Genomic DNA, 13,956 nt, shown 5'->3' with positions numbered 1-13,956 from the left:
AACCCGAGGACCAAAAGGAACGGCTGGGACGGAACTTGCCCCATACGGTGTTACCCATACCTGATTTGCAGTTGTCTAATCCGCGCCTCGCCTGCATCTAGATCGCATTGAGCGCACGAGGAAATTTCCCCCGTGGCAAACGGTTTTGTCGTTGAGCGTGAGGATGCTTTGTCAGTGGACTGGATCTTGGTGCGGGTCGCGAAGACAGATCAGAGCAAATGCTAAGACCTCTGTTTCGCGTCGCTCGGAGTGGTGAAAGCGGATATTTCGTGGGCCACCCGCAGTGAGACAAGTTGGCGGAATTGGTAATCGCCTCCTGGCAGCACTACCGTCTGCCGATTTCGATCTGCTGGCGCCCGAGCTGGAGACTGTCGCGCTGCTCGAGGACGCGTCGATTTCGCACGACGGTGATCCGGTCGACTATGTCTTGTTTCCTCATAGCGGTGCGGTCTCGCTGATGGTCGACTTGGCGGACGGCCAGACCGTTGCCAGCGCCCTGATCGGTCGCGAGGGGGCAATAGGTACTCTCTCCGTGTTTGGACCGTCATCCTCGGGTCTTACCGCCATCGTTCGTGCGGCGGGGACCGCCTCGCGAATCCCGGCGCGGCGATTTCACGCGGCGTTTCACCGAAGCTCCGCGATCCGGCACGCGATCCAGATTCACATCAAGGCGATGCTGGTACAGCTTCAGCGCGGCGGAGCCTGCAATGCGCTACATCCGGTGCAAGCCCGGATGGCACGCTGGCTGCTGCACATTTGCGACCGCATCGACGACGATGTCCTGCCTCTCACTCAGGAGGCGCTGTCGCAAATGCTCGGTGTGCGCCGAACGACCGTGACGCTCCTGATGCGCAATCTGCGTGCATCCGGCGCGATCAGATCTGATCGACGAGGCCGCATCGAGATCGACCGAGCAAGACTCGCGGCCGCAGCGTGCGAATGTCATGGCACGATGCATCGCGAGGTCGAGCAGATCTTCTCGACGAAATACGGCGCGACCTCGCGCATCGACTACGCCGACCCACATAGCGGGTGAATTGCCATTGTCGCGAGCGACCAGCGTCACCCGGATCAGCCCCACGCTGAGCGGCGGATGGATTTGTCGCTGATGTCGACCCGAAAAACCGTGAACCGCCGCGTCAGGCTCATACCGCCATTCCCGGCTCGTCCTTTGCTCCGAGCACGCCGAGCCGCTCGGCGATCCTGACGAGTTCGACCACCGACTGGACCTGAAGCTTGTCCATGATCGCGCTTCGATGCGCCTTGATGGTCCGCTCTGTGCTGCCGAGCTCGCGCGCGGCATGCTTGCTCGTCTTGCCCTGGACGATGATCTCGAAGACCTGCCGCTGGCGCGGGGTGAGCGTCGCAAGCCGGCCCCGTAGCGCTTCCAGCTCGCCGTCGAGCTCGCGCGCGTTGCGATGCCGCGCGATCGCGCGTGCGATGGCTTTCAGGAGATCAACCGGGCCAACAGGCTTGATCAAGAAGTCGTCCGCGCCCGCCTTGATCGCCTTCACGGTGATGCTGACGTCCTGATATGCGCTCAGGAAGATGATGGGCAGTGTCGAGCCGCGCTCGGTCAGGCGGCTCTGCAACTCGATCCCGCTCATGCCCGGCATCCTGACATCCAGCAGAATGCAGCCCTTGTTTTCGTCGGGCTGCTGCTCCAGCAGTTGCTGCGCCGATGCATAGGTGGCGACGCGGTAACCGCTTGCCTCTAGAACTTGTTGGATGGCCGAAAGGTACGATGCGTCGTCATCCACGACATGGACGATGCCGGGCAATGAATTCTCCTGAACGAAAAGTAGCCGCGTGCTTGCTTTTCTTGCTGTTGGTGCAGCGCCTTCTCGGTCAGTGCCGGATCACGTCGCTCTCGAGTGGCAGTTACGTCCGGCAATCGCGGGGTGCAAATCAAATCTGTGACAGCATGCGGCGGCGGACGTGGAGTGTGTCCTTTTGATCGCAAATGGGGATCGACGCGAGACAGGACCGAACGAGCGCGCCACTGTCCGAATACCTGGCGTTTCGACATAACCTCGTTCTGCCCGCTGCTGGTCATCGCCTTCAATGCCGCAGGCCGCAGCGAAAGAGCCCCGCCGGGAGGCGGGGCTCGAAAGCGTGGTCAGCCGCTCTACTTCTGGCTTGGCTGACTCGACGTCGAAGGCGGCGGCGCACTGTTCTGGTTGGTCTGTCCAGTCTGCGTGTTCTGGTTGGTGCTGGGCTGACTGGGGGACGGCGCGTTGCTTTGTGCCGGAGCCTGGCCGGTGGTCTGGCCTGACGGCGGTTGCGTGCTGGCCTGGCCCGTGGTGCCCGGTTGGTTCTGCGGAGCCTGACCAGTTGTGGCCGGTTGGTTCTGCTGAGCCTGGCCGGTTGTGGACGGCTGGTTCTGCGGGGCTTGACCGGTGGTCTGGTTCTGCTGCGCCGGCACGCTGCTCTGGCCGGTGCTTTGCCCGGTCGTGTTCTGCGGCGCCGTCTGGCTGTTCTGGCCCTGGCCAACCGTCGTCGACTGGCCCTGCGTGGCGCGGATCTGGTTGGAGACGCCGAGCGCAGCAACGGTGCGGGTATCGATCGTGCCACTGGCCTCGAAGCCCTCCTGTCTCTGGAAGGTCATCAATGCCCTGCGTGTCCCCGGCCCCATGACGCCGTCGGCTTCGCCGGACAGCATGCCGCGTTCGATCAGGACCCGCTGAACAACGCGGATCTCGTCCGGGCTGAGATTCAGCGCAGCGACGCTGCCGCCACCTCCGCTGGAGCCACCACTCCGGGCATAGTGCGTCCGCGGCCCCGCGGGAATGACGTCGACGATCCTGCGGCTGCGGTCGGTGACGACGATCTCGTCGTCGACTACGAAGAAGCTGTCGTCGCGGTAGTCGGGATAGACGTCGATCAGCGCGGGATAATCCGCGACCGAAACCACGGCGATGCCCTGCGGCACCACCACGCCGGCACTGATCCCGAAGTTGATGGAATTGGTGTTGACGCGCACGCTGTCCACGTTGCGTGAGCTCAGCACCGATTGCTGCAGCGTCGCCTGCTGCTGCGGATTGAGTTGCACGCGGCCGGACATGCTCTGGGTGCCCGCGCCCTGGGTCTGAGCCTGAGCGTTGGCCTGACCTTGCGCGTTGGTGCCGGTCGTCATGCCCTGACCCTGCTGGGCACTCTGGTTCTGGACGTTACCCTGGGCGCTGGCGCCAGTGTTCGCGCCGGTCGTTGTCGTGCTCGGGCTCTGCGCGTGATTGTCTTGTGCGTTCTTGTCTTGCGCGGTGTTCTTGTCTGGCGCGGTGCCCTGGGTGTTCGCGCCGGTGGTCGTCGTGCTCTGACCCTGCGCGTTCTTGCCCTGGGCATTCTTGCCTTGTGCATTCCTATCCTGGGCATTGTCCCTGGTATTGGCGCCCGGGGTGCTCTTGTTCGGGTCAGTGCTCTTGTTCTGGTCGGTGCCCTGCGACTGATGCGTACGGTCGCGGTCGCTGCGGCTCTGTCCGACGGTCTGCTCCTTCTGTCCGCTCTTGTCGCTCTCGGACTTGGACTGACGCGCCTGGTCCCTGTCGCCACGGCTCTCGCCGATCGTCTGGTCCTTGCCTTGCTTGTTCGGCTGCGATTGCGACTGACGCGAATCCTCGCGGTCGCGACCCTGACCGGTGGTCTGCTTGTCGCCCTTGTCCGCGGCCCGCCGGCTGTCTTGCGCCGCAGAGGAACCTTCAGCCCGGCCGCCCGTGCGGCCCTGCGTCATTCCTTCGCCGCGGGAGGCAGCACCTGCGCCCTGCGATGTGGCGCCGCCGGATCCGTGTTCCGCAGCACCTCCGCTGGCACCGCTACCGCTGCTCATGCCGCTTCCGCCGGCACCTTCACGCATGCCTTGCGCCGATGCGAGGCTGACGCCGGCGAGCAGGATTGCCGTGGTCAGCAAAAACTTGTTCTTCCTCGTGTTCATCTGAAGCTCCTTGGTTTGCTTTCGTTGCGACGGCTCAGGTTCCGTCCTGATGCGACCGCACGCGTTGAATTCTCAGGTCGAAGCCCAAGGCTTCGAGTGGTCATCATTCCAACGGGCTCAGCGATCCGTGCCGGGCCTGTCTTTGGCGCTTCACATCACCAGTGATGGTGCCAACGATGGTGATAGAAGTGCCGGCGCGGCAACGGTCCGCCGTAATAGGCGTAGGCCGGACGCACGACGCGGCGATAGCGGTACCCGTCATAGGCGGGGGCATAACCAGTGCTGTAGTAGGTCCTGGTGTAGCCGCCCCAGGGATACGGTTCGTAGCCGCCGTAATACGCCGGCGCGTAGCCGCCGCCGTAATAGCCGTAGCCCGGGCCGTAATAGCCGTAACCCGGCCCATACGCGTAAGCGGAAGAGGCGAGGCCGCCGATCACGGCGCCTGCGATCAATCCACCTGCCAGCGCCGGACCGAAGCCGCCACGCCAATGGGCTTCCGCGGGCGTCGGTGCTGCCACCGCGCTCAGGCCGAGCGTGCCGACGGTTGCCAGAACTAGCGCGGTCTTCATCTGCTGTCCTCCTCTGGTGATGTGATGCCGACCCAACATCAACGACGGGCAAAAGTTGCAACCGTGCATTCGGGAGCGACAAAGAGTCATGAAGATAAACGAGCGTTCACCTCCATCATCTCGCATCTCCTGATGGCGGTCGCCTCAGGACTGATCGCGATGGTTGAACGGCGACCCAGGTTGTTCCGCGGACGTTTGTCGATCGCGTCGCGTCGTTCGCGGCCGAGCCTGCGGCGGTTTGGCACATGCGTAGCCGCCCTAGTCCGACGCCAACCCCGTCCTTCGCCGCAGATCCGTAATGGCGCGCAAGAAGCTGTCGGCCGGTGTCGTCTCGGGATCGATCAGCCGGTGCAGGCGGAAGCCGTCTTCCAGGGCCAGCACGATGGAGGCCATCCAGGGCGGGTTCACCGTGTCGCCCTTCGCGTTGCCCTTCAATGTCGCCTCGACGATGTCGGCGACCAGCTTGCGCCGTGCGCGCAGGCGTTTTGCGAGTTCGGGGCGGCGCTTCTCGGCGCGCGCGACGTAGAGGATCATCTCCATGTGAAGGAGAGGCGCGCGGCCGAGCGGGTCCTGCTTGCTGCGATCCATCGCCTTCAGGGCCGCGATGAAATCGTCGAGATTGTCGTGCTGGGCGAGGATGTCCATGTTGCGCCGGATCGATTGCTCGACATGGTCCTCGAGCATCGCGATGATCAGCTCGTCCTTGCTCTTGAAGTTGGAATAGAACGCGCCGCGGGTGAAGCCCGCGGCCGCCGCGATCGCCTCGATGCTGGCGCCGCCGATGCCGTCCTCCTCGAACACGTGCGCGGCCGCCTCGAACAACTTGTCGCGCGTGTCGTCCCTGGTCGGCCTGGTTCTCACCCTTGACATCGGCGCAGCTTAGGGCAGAATGCAACTCGATACAAGAATGTATCGAGTTGCAGAAGTTCAGCAGTTTGGGGATGGTAACGCCGGGCAGGGTGCCTTGCGTATGCGTGTCATGCGGCAACCGATTGAGGTCACCATGAACCAGCAAGTGCAACCCGCAGGCGGTGATCCGCTGTTCGATCCGCTGTCGCCGGACTTCATCCGCGATCCCTATCCGCATTACGACCGGCTGCGCGCGATCGATCCGATTCACGTGACGCCGTTCGGCCAGTTCGTCGCCAGCCGCCACGCCGACGTCAGCCTCGTGATGCGCGACAAGCGCTTCGGCAAGGATTTCGTCGAGCGGTCCAAACGCCGTTACAGCGAAAAGATCATGGACGAGCCGGTGTTCCGCAGCATGAGCCACTGGATGCTGCAGTCCGATCCACCGGATCACACGCGCCTGCGCGGCCTCGTCGTAAAAGCCTTCACCGCGCGCCGGGTCGAGGACATGCGGCCGCGCATCCAGGAGATCGTCGACCAGGCCATCGATGCCGTGATCGCGCGCGGCCACATGGACCTGATCGAGGATTTCGCCTTCCGCCTGCCCGTTACCATCATCTGCGACATGCTCGGCATCCCCGAGGACCATCGCGAGGTCTTCTACAAGAGCTCGCGCGACGGCGGCCGGCTGCTCGATCCCGTGCCGCTCTCGAAGGAGGAGATCGCCAAGGGCAACGCCGGCAACATGATGGCGCAGATGTACTTCCAGCAGCTGTTCGAGCTGCGCCGCAAAAATCCCGGCGACGACCTCATCACGCAGCTGGTGCAGGCCGAGGAGGACGGCAACAAGCTCACCAATGAGGAGCTGACGGCCAACATCATCCTGCTGTTCGGCGCCGGTCACGAGACCACCGTCAATCTGATCGGCAATGGCCTGCTGGCGCTTCACCGCAATCCGGACCAGCTCGCGCTGCTGAAGGCGCGGCCGGAGCTGATGGTGGGCGCGATCGAGGAATTTCTGCGCTACGACTCCTCGGTGCAGATGACCGGACGTGTCACGCTCGAGGACATCGAGGATCTCGGCGGCAGGCGGATCCCCAAGGGCGAGACCGTGCTCTGCCTGCTCGGCTCGGCCAACCGCGATCCCGCCGTGTACCCTGATCGCCCCGACCGGCTCGACGTTACCCGGCAGAACGTGAAGCCGCTGTCCTTCGGCGGCGGCATCCATTTCTGCCTCGGGGCCCAACTGGCGCGCATCGAGGCCGAGATCGCCATCGCCACGCTCTTGCGGCGGCTGCCTGATTTGCGCATCGACGACGTCGAGAACCCGAAATGGCGGCCGACCTTCGTGCTGCGCGGCCTGACGCAGCTCCCAGCGAGCTGGTGAAGCCGGCGCGTTAACCTCCGCGCGCAACAGGCGCTGTGACTTCGCCACACTTCCCTCTATATAAGGGGCAGTTCCGGCGCGCCTGAAGCCTCAAGGCCAAGGTTTGCAGGGCCAAGATGTGGCCCGGGTGCCGGTTTGGCCGAGGGGAGACCCGTGCAGACGACGCTGCTCGGATTGGCGATTGCCTTCATCTTAGCGCTTCTGGCCGCGCTGATCGGGCCTTACTTCATCGACTGGAACCAGTTCAGGCCCCGGTTCGAGGCGGAGGCCGGCCGGATTATCGGCGTGCCGGTGCGGGTGGCGGGCGAGCTGGACGCGCGGCTCCTGCCGGCGCCGACCCTGCGGCTGCGTTCCGTGACCTTCGGCGGCAACAACGATCTCGGCCGGCTGCGCGCCGACAAGCTCGACGTCGAGTTCAGCCTTGGCTCCCTCATGCGCGGCGAATGGCGCGCTACCGAGCTGACCGTCGGCGGCATGGCGGCCGATCTCGGGCTCGATGCGCGCGGGCGGGTCGATTTGCCGTCCACCGCGAGCGGCAGCTTCAACCTGGCCTCGCTCGCGATCGAGCGGCTGAACCTCACCGGCCGGATCGCGCTGCACGACGCCGCCAGCCGCTCGACGCTGGAGCTGACCGACATCGCATTCGCCGGCGACGTCCGCTCGCTCGCCGGCTCGGTGCGCGGCGACGGCAGCTTCAAGCTGTCGGGCACGCGCTATCCGTTCCGCGTTTCCTCGGGCCCGAGCGCCGACGGCAGCGCCACGCGCCTGCATCTCAACATCGATCCCGGCGAGCGCGCGATGCTGGCCGATCTCGAAGGCGTGCTCGCCTTCGACAACCGCCAGCCGAAGTTCGACGGCGCGCTGACGCTCGCCGTGCCAGCGGCGAAGAAGCCGGGCGAGGCGGGGCCGACGCCCTGGAAGCTCACCGCAAAACTCAAGGCCGATCCGGCCGGCGCCAGGTTCGACCAGATCGATGCGAGCTTCGGCGCCGAGGACAATGCGTTGAAAGCGGGCGGTGTCGGCGAGCTCAGGTTCGGCGCCTCGCCTTTGCTGCGCGCGGTTCTGTCGGCACGACAAGTCGATGCCGACAAGCTCGCGGGCAGGGACGATGCCGAGCCGCTGCGCATCCTGCCGGCGCTGCGCGCAGGCCTCGCCGCGATCCCGCAGGCGCCGATCCCGGCGCAGATCGAGTTCAACTCCGACCAGATCATGCTCGGTGGCCGCCCGCTCCAGAATATCGCGGCCGAGCTTGCGACCGACGGCCGTTCCTGGACCTTCCGGCGGCTCGAGCTGCGCGCGCCCGGCATGACGCAGCTCTCGCTCAACGGCGCGACGCCCGGCGCCGACAGCTTCAGCGGCCGCCTCAACGTCGAGTCGTCCGACCCCGACACGCTGGTGGCCTGGCTCCAGGGCCGCAGCGAGATCAACCGCCGCACCACCCGGCCGCTGCGCCTTGCCGGCGACGTGACGATCGCCGCCAACCATCTCGCCGTCGACAGGCTGAAGGCCGACATCGAGGGCGGCGCGGTCGAGGGACGGATTGCCTTCGTCCAGACCGGCGCGAGCAAGGGCTCGCGGATCGACGCCGAGCTGAGAGCCGACCGGCTCGATCTCGACGCCGCCGCGAGTTTCGTCCGCGCGCTCGCGGGGCCGCAAGGCGAATGGCCGGAGGAAGCCAAGCTGTCGCTCGATGTCGGCCGCGCCATCTCCGCCGGCCAGGAGCTGCGGCCGTTCGCGGCGAAGCTGGGCTACGGGCCGAACGCGTTGTCGCTGGAGCAGTTGCGGTTCGGCCAGGCCAGCGGCGTGACCACGGAAGCGAGCGGCAGCTTCGACCGCACCAGGGCCACCGGCAAGCTCGCGCTGAAATCCTCAGGCAGCTCGCTGCACGAACTCACCGCACTGCTCGAGCCGTTCGCGCCGTCGGTGCGAGCGCGCTTCGACGCGCTGCCGTCGCTGCCGGGCGCAGCTCGCCTGAAGCTCGACCTCAGCCTCGAGAAGAACGCCGAGCATGCCGATCGCAGCGCCGCCCGGGCCGTGCTCGATCTCGACGCGCCGCAGCTCAAGGCCAGTGCGACGCTGGTCGGGCAGACACCGGTGGCGGCCGTCAACGGCATCGATCTCGACAAATTGCAGAGCAGTGACTTCACGCTGGAGTCGAAAGCCTCGACGCCGCAGGCCGGCGCGCTGCTGGCGCTGCTCGGGCTCGATCGCGTGGTGGCCGCGGGCGAGGGTGCTTCGCAGTTCGAGGGCCGCTTGAGCGGTGCCTGGCGGCGGCCGCTGCAATTGAACGCGAAAATCAGCGGCGGCGGGCTCGACGCGGATGCGCAAGGGACCGTCGAGCTGTCGGAGCCGAAAGCCGGCGTCAATCTGCGCGTGCGCAACGTCAACCTTGCGCCGCTGTTCGGGACCGGCACGGCGGACAAGTCGGTGCAGAGCGTCAACCTGTCTTCCCGCCTCACACTCTCCGGCAACAGCCTGACCTTCAACGATCTCGACGGCAGCGCGGCCGGCTCGCACCTGCGCGGCCGTCTCGCGGTCACGCTCGATCCAGAGAAGAGCGTCGACGGCGAGGTCGGCCTCGATACGCTCGACCTTGGGCCAGCGCTCGCGAGGGCGATCGGCGCGGCGGGACGGGATGCGAGCGAGCCGCTGAGTGCGGGGCTGCTCGGCGGCTGGCGCGGCCGCATCGCGTTCCAGGCGCTGCGCGGCACGATGCCCGGCGGCATCGAGCTGCGCCCGTTCGGCGGCATGATCCGCAGCGACGGCCAGTCGCTTGCGCTCGATGGCCTCAAGGGCGTCCTCGGCGGCGGCGAGATGTCGGCAAGTTTCGACGCGCGCAACGGCGCCAATGGCTTGGCGCTGAACGCGCGCATCGAGCTCAGCAATGTCGATGCGACCGTGCTGCGCTACCGCGACCTCGCGCTGCCGAAGGGCCGTGCCTCGGTACAGATGGCGCTGACCACCCAGGGCCGCAGCGTCGCGGCGCTGACCGGCGCGCTCGCCGGCAACGGCACCGTGACGCTCGAATCCGCCGAGATCAGCGGCCTCAACCCGCGCGCCTTCGAGATCGCCATTCGCGCCAGTGACGGCGGCCAGGTCAGCGACGACAACCGCCTGCGGCAACTGGTCGAGCCGGCGCTGTCGGCAGGCCCCATCGCGGTCGCCTCGGCGCAGATCCCCTTCACCATCCGCGACGGACGGCTGCGCGTGGGCGCAACGCCGCTGGAGGCCAAGAATGCCCGCGCCATCGTCTCGGGCGGCTACGACATTCCCGCCGACCAGGCCGACATCCGCGCCAGCCTGACACCGATCATGACCGGGCTTTCCGGCGCGCCGCCCGAGATCCAGCTGTTTGCGGCCGGTCCCCCCGACAAGCTCACTCGCACCGTCGATCTTGCGCCGCTATCGTCATGGCTTGCGGTGCGCACGATCGACCGCGAGACGCGCCGGCTCGATGCGATCGAGCGCGGCGAGCCGCCGCCGGCCACCGCCGCGCTGCCGACGCTGGTCTCGCCTGAGCCCGCGCCCGAGCCGGCCCTGACGGAGGTACCGGTGCCCGGCCGCGATCCGCGCCGGACGCCGACGCCAAAGGCGAAGGCCGCGCCGACGCCGAAGGCGCCGCATGCCGCGCCCGCAGCGCCAAGCCCTCCACTCACGAGCGCTCCACTCACGAGCCCGCCGCTCGCAAGCCAGCAGGTCGCGCCCTTGCCGCCGCCGATCGAGGTGCGGCCGGCGCCGGGTCCTGCGCCCGCAAAACCCAGGCCGAAGCCGCCGCTGGTGCTGACGCCGCAGAATCCGTGAACCTGGTTTATGTGGATTGAGCCGCGAGCTTTCTTAACCTCTCCCGCTTGCGGGTGAGGTCGCGCCGGAGGCGCGGGTGAGGGCTTTCTCCTCTAGGCAGGGCTATCGCTTATGATTCGTTGCGGCGGCCTGCGCGCACGCCTCGTCGTTCGAGACGGCGCTTATGCGCCTCCTGAGGATGAGGCAATCAGCATCAGTGCCCGTTGAAACTGCCGCCGCGCACTCCGTCCTCATCCTGGGGAGCCCGCCTGAAGGATGGCCGCGGGAAAAGTTTTCAAATGCGATAGCACTGCTCCTCTAGGGGATAGTCCCGTTGCGGAGACACCCTCTCCCCAACCCTCTGCCGCAAGCGGGAGAGGGGGCGCACCGCCCGCGCAGCCACTTGCATGCCGGTTAACCCATTCCCTCGCATTTGAATGAATTTTAGTCGGCAAAACTGATTTGCCGATTTTACCGAATTCTCGCGTTTCATCTCTAGCGTCGGTCCCAGAGGAATTCGGCGTCGCGCCAGTTGAGGCGAACGGTTCGCCGAAGAACGACCAAGAACTGGGGTATCGAGATGAACGGGGCGAAATCGCTTCTACAGGATCTGGACGACGCGATCGCGCGTGGCACCGACGAAAGCCGGGCACGCGCATTGTGGCACGCGACCGACATTCTGATCACCGGCCGCTACAGCGACGACGAGATCAGCATGTTCGGCGAGGTGATCGGCCGGCTCGCCGACGAGATCGAGGTCGCCGCCCGCGTGCAGCTCTCGGAGCTGATGTCGGCCTGCGACCACGCTCCGCTCAACGTCATCGAGAAGCTCGCGCTGGACGACGAGATCGAGGTTGCCGGTCCCGTACTGCGCGACTCCAATCGAATCGACGAGAAGATGCTGGTCGCGAGTGCCCTGACCAAGGGCCAGGCGCATCTGCTCGCGATCTCGCAGCGCCAGTCGATCGGCGAGGCCGTGACCGACGTGCTGGTCAAGCGCGGCAACCAGGAGGTCGTGACCTCGGTTGCGAAGAACGCGGGCGCGCGCTTCTCCGGTTCTGGCCTGTTGCACATGGTCCGCCGCGCCGAGGGCGATTCGATCCTTGCCGAGCAGCTTGGCCTGCGCAAGGACGTGCCGCGCCACATCTTCCAGCAGCTGATCGCGAAGGCGTCGGAAGACGTCCGCCGCCGCCTCGAGACCGAGCGTCCCGAGATGATGCCGCAGATCCAGAGCTCGGTGACCGAGGTCACCGGCGATCTGCAATCCAAGTTCGGTCCGTCCTCGCGCAGCTATTTCGTCGCCAAGCGCGTGGTGACGACGCAGTACCGGCAGGGCAACCTCAATGAGGACTCGATCGCGAACTATGCGCGCCAGCACCGCTTCGACGAGGTGCAGATCGGCCTGTCACTGCTGTCGGCGCTGCCGGTCGACGTCATCGAACGCGCGCTGATGGACCGCAACCGCGAGATGCTGCTCGTGCTGTGCAAGGCGCTCGACTTCTCCTGGGACACGACCATGTCGTTGCTCTTCCTCGGCGCCAAGGATCATCTGATCACCGCGCGCGACCTCCAGGACAATGAGCGCGAATACGGCCGGCTCAAGATCGAGACGTCGCGCAGCATCCTGAAATTCTACCAGTCGCGCAAGAACAGCGCGGGTGCCGATTCCGCCGCGGGCCGTCAGCCCGAGCTCCAGGTTCACTGAACAGTTGTACTGAGCAGGAATTCGAGAGGGGAGTATTGCAGATGTTGCCTCAATTCGGCACCGCAGTTCGCAAGAACAAGAACCTCAACAATGCTGTCGCCACCGATCTCGGCGGCGGAGCACCCGACAAGGCCTCGGTGGACGCAGCCTGGCTCGTGCTCGAAGCCGCCAACGACCTCGGCGACGACGCCGCGATCGAGGCCTGCCGCCGCGTCATCGACGCCGAGCTGAACGGCACCGCCGCCCGCAGCTCCGACGTCGATCTCGTGGTGGGATATTTCAGGTAGGCTGCAGCTCTGGGCCGCGCCTTCATTGCGTCCACGCAAATACAAAAAGGCCCCGCCGAAGCGGGGCCTCCTTGTTCGATCATGCTGGTTCGCACTAATCGTCCCAGTGATGGTAACGACGGATCACGACGCCTCGGTCGTAGTCGCGATCGTGATTGTACCAGCCACGGTGCCAGCCACGGTCATGCTCGTAGATGCGCGCGCGGCGGCCGTCATAGTAATCCCTGTCGCCGCCGATATAGACGCCGAAGCCGGCCGCGTTGGCGATTGTGGGGGTACCGATTGCAAGCGTCGCTAGCGCTGCAAGAGCGTAAGTCAGCTTCTTCATCTGTTCCTCCTTGGCTTGCGTTCGTCGCGAGTCAACGACCGTCGCCTCCGCCTGTTGCAGGAACAGCGACGAAACTTTCTTGAATGACTGTTCAGGTCCGGCGTCGTCGCACCAGAATGGAACTGCTATCCCCTGGGTTTATTTGTTCCGACCGTCGCAGTGGAAAATGCAGGTTTACGATAGCCAGCGCACACTCGAACCGCTGGCTGGCGCAATGGTCCCGAATTGGTAAGTCACCTCTGTTCGAAGGCGAGGCTTACTTCCAAGACAACGCAGCCCGCGCGAGACGAAGACCTCTGCGACGGAGGCCGAGGCCAAGCTGTTCGCGCGCGCAAAGCTCGATGAACGCTTCGCTCTCTTCGCGGGCACGATCAATCCCGCCTTCCGAGGCGGCTCATTCCGGCGTCCGGATCGCAGCTTGGCTCGTCGAGCAACAGCAAGGCGGCTCAGGCCGCCTCCTTTGATCTGTTTGATGTCTGGATGCGATCGTGCGGCCCTCAATAGCAGGGCGGGTAGGGGTAGTATCCGCAGGCCCGGCGATAGCCATAGGCACCATAGGCTGCGGCTCCTGCCGCTGCTGCACCGTAATACGCCCGCCGATGGACCCTGCGGTTGACGCCGGCAACGCTCATCGGTGTAAGGGGACGCCCGACCCGGGCCTCGGCCGTGTCAGTGGACACTGACAACGCATCCACCGGCGAGTAGCGGAGCGACAAGGGCGTTGCCGTGAACAGCGCGGCGACTACGAACAGTCCAAGCAGCTTGGCATATTTGGTCATGTATTCTCTCCCTTTGCACGACGAGAAAACGTGACATGCCGATGAGTCCCACCATTGACGGAAATCAAAGGTCGAACTCCGAGTGGAGCGCAAGCAACGCGCCGCGGTGACGCTCTCGGCAAGAACGTCTTGCCTATCGGGCAGCCGGTACCTGCCAGGCTGCGCATGACCGAAGCTTGCACCCAATCGCATAAACCGCGCCTCACGAGATGAAGCGTGTGCAGCGTCGATGATTTTCGCGATGATGCCATCATGCCAGTGTTTTGCCCGACGGCGCAACCGGCGATGGGGTGCAGCCCCAGCCCCGATGGAGGGCAACGCAATCCGGGTCCGGTGGTGCTTTG

The 13,956-nt window shown here is 65.6% G+C and carries 11 protein-coding genes; 5 read left to right on the top strand and 6 right to left on the bottom strand.

Going from position 1 to position 13,956, the window contains the following annotated elements:
- The first annotated feature begins 283 nt into the window (after positions 1-283).
- Positions 284-1,036, top strand: coding sequence for a Crp/Fnr family transcriptional regulator (locus ACNJYB_RS28965; protein ID WP_439369966.1), 753 nt, complete (start codon positions 284-286; stop codon positions 1,034-1,036).
- A 109-nt stretch (positions 1,037-1,145) separates the two neighbouring features.
- On the opposite strand, the gene ACNJYB_RS28960 is transcribed toward ACNJYB_RS28965, so the two are convergent.
- From ACNJYB_RS28960 to ACNJYB_RS28945, 4 genes are all read right to left on the bottom strand, one after another.
- Complete coding sequence (locus ACNJYB_RS28960) at positions 1,146-1,781, bottom strand: response regulator transcription factor (protein ID WP_439369965.1); 636 nt, start codon at positions 1,779-1,781, stop codon at positions 1,146-1,148.
- Positions 1,782-2,128: 347 nt separating this feature from the next.
- Positions 2,129-3,928, bottom strand: coding sequence for a peptidoglycan-binding protein (locus tag ACNJYB_RS28955; RefSeq protein WP_439369964.1), 1,800 nt, complete (start codon positions 3,926-3,928; stop codon positions 2,129-2,131).
- 155 nt (positions 3,929-4,083) lie between these two features.
- Positions 4,084-4,497, bottom strand: coding sequence for a hypothetical protein (locus ACNJYB_RS28950; protein ID WP_439369963.1), 414 nt, complete (start codon positions 4,495-4,497; stop codon positions 4,084-4,086).
- A gap of 258 nt (positions 4,498-4,755) precedes the next feature.
- Positions 4,756-5,367 carry a TetR/AcrR family transcriptional regulator gene (locus tag ACNJYB_RS28945; protein WP_439369962.1) on the bottom strand — a complete coding sequence of 204 codons (612 nt, stop codon included), beginning with the start codon at positions 5,365-5,367 and terminating at the stop codon, positions 4,756-4,758.
- Between the two features lie 133 nt (positions 5,368-5,500).
- Here ACNJYB_RS28945 and ACNJYB_RS28940 point away from each other — a divergent pair, with 133 nt between their 5' ends.
- The 4 genes from ACNJYB_RS28940 (at position 5,501) to ACNJYB_RS28925 (ending at position 12,505) form a co-directional block, all read left to right on the top strand.
- Positions 5,501-6,733, top strand: a complete 1,233-nt coding sequence (locus ACNJYB_RS28940) for a cytochrome P450 (RefSeq protein ID WP_439369961.1) — start codon at positions 5,501-5,503, stop codon at positions 6,731-6,733.
- A 153-nt stretch (positions 6,734-6,886) separates the two neighbouring features.
- Positions 6,887-10,534 carry an AsmA family protein gene (locus ACNJYB_RS28935; RefSeq protein ID WP_439369960.1) on the top strand — a complete coding sequence of 1,216 codons (3,648 nt, stop codon included), beginning with the start codon at positions 6,887-6,889 and terminating at the stop codon, positions 10,532-10,534.
- Positions 10,535-11,093: 559 nt separating this feature from the next.
- Positions 11,094-12,218, top strand: coding sequence for a DUF2336 domain-containing protein (locus ACNJYB_RS28930; RefSeq protein WP_439369959.1), 1,125 nt, complete (start codon positions 11,094-11,096; stop codon positions 12,216-12,218).
- Between the two features lie 41 nt (positions 12,219-12,259).
- Positions 12,260-12,505, top strand: a complete 246-nt coding sequence (locus ACNJYB_RS28925) for a hypothetical protein (RefSeq protein ID WP_439369958.1) — start codon at positions 12,260-12,262, stop codon at positions 12,503-12,505.
- A 94-nt stretch (positions 12,506-12,599) separates the two neighbouring features.
- On the opposite strand, the gene ACNJYB_RS28920 is transcribed toward ACNJYB_RS28925, so the two are convergent.
- Together ACNJYB_RS28920 and ACNJYB_RS28915 are read right to left on the bottom strand one after the other, a co-directional pair.
- A complete protein-coding gene (locus ACNJYB_RS28920) occupies positions 12,600-12,833 on the bottom strand; it encodes a hypothetical protein (protein ID WP_439369956.1) in 234 nt (77 codons plus the stop codon).
- 497 nt (positions 12,834-13,330) lie between these two features.
- Positions 13,331-13,612 carry a hypothetical protein gene (locus ACNJYB_RS28915; RefSeq protein ID WP_439369954.1) on the bottom strand — a complete coding sequence of 94 codons (282 nt, stop codon included), beginning with the start codon at positions 13,610-13,612 and terminating at the stop codon, positions 13,331-13,333.
- Positions 13,613-13,956: the final 344 nt, after the last annotated feature.

Origin of the sequence: Bradyrhizobium sp. SMVTL-02, from assembly GCF_051853005.1 — a bacterium.
Classification (GTDB): domain Bacteria; phylum Pseudomonadota; class Alphaproteobacteria; order Rhizobiales; family Xanthobacteraceae; genus Bradyrhizobium.
The sequence above is the reverse complement of the archived record's forward strand: the minus strand, read 5'-3'. Positions and strand labels throughout refer to the sequence as shown.

Excerpts from the sequence above, each read along its gene's own strand:
- ACNJYB_RS28955 (WP_439369964.1), bottom strand. The coding sequence starts at position 3,928 with ATGAACACGAGGAAGAACAAGTTTTTGCTGACCACGGCAATCCTGCTC.
- ACNJYB_RS28950 (WP_439369963.1), bottom strand. The coding sequence starts at position 4,497 with ATGAAGACCGCGCTAGTTCTGGCAACCGTCGGCACGCTCGGCCTGAGC.
- ACNJYB_RS28945 (WP_439369962.1), bottom strand. The coding sequence starts at position 5,367 with ATGTCAAGGGTGAGAACCAGGCCGACCAGGGACGACACGCGCGACAAG.
- ACNJYB_RS28940 (WP_439369961.1), top strand. The coding sequence starts at position 5,501 with ATGAACCAGCAAGTGCAACCCGCAGGCGGTGATCCGCTGTTCGATCCG.
- ACNJYB_RS28930 (WP_439369959.1), top strand. The coding sequence starts at position 11,094 with ATGAACGGGGCGAAATCGCTTCTACAGGATCTGGACGACGCGATCGCG.
- ACNJYB_RS28925 (WP_439369958.1), top strand. The coding sequence starts at position 12,260 with ATGTTGCCTCAATTCGGCACCGCAGTTCGCAAGAACAAGAACCTCAAC.
- ACNJYB_RS28920 (WP_439369956.1), bottom strand. The coding sequence starts at position 12,833 with ATGAAGAAGCTGACTTACGCTCTTGCAGCGCTAGCGACGCTTGCAATC.
- ACNJYB_RS28915 (WP_439369954.1), bottom strand. The coding sequence starts at position 13,612 with ATGACCAAATATGCCAAGCTGCTTGGACTGTTCGTAGTCGCCGCGCTG.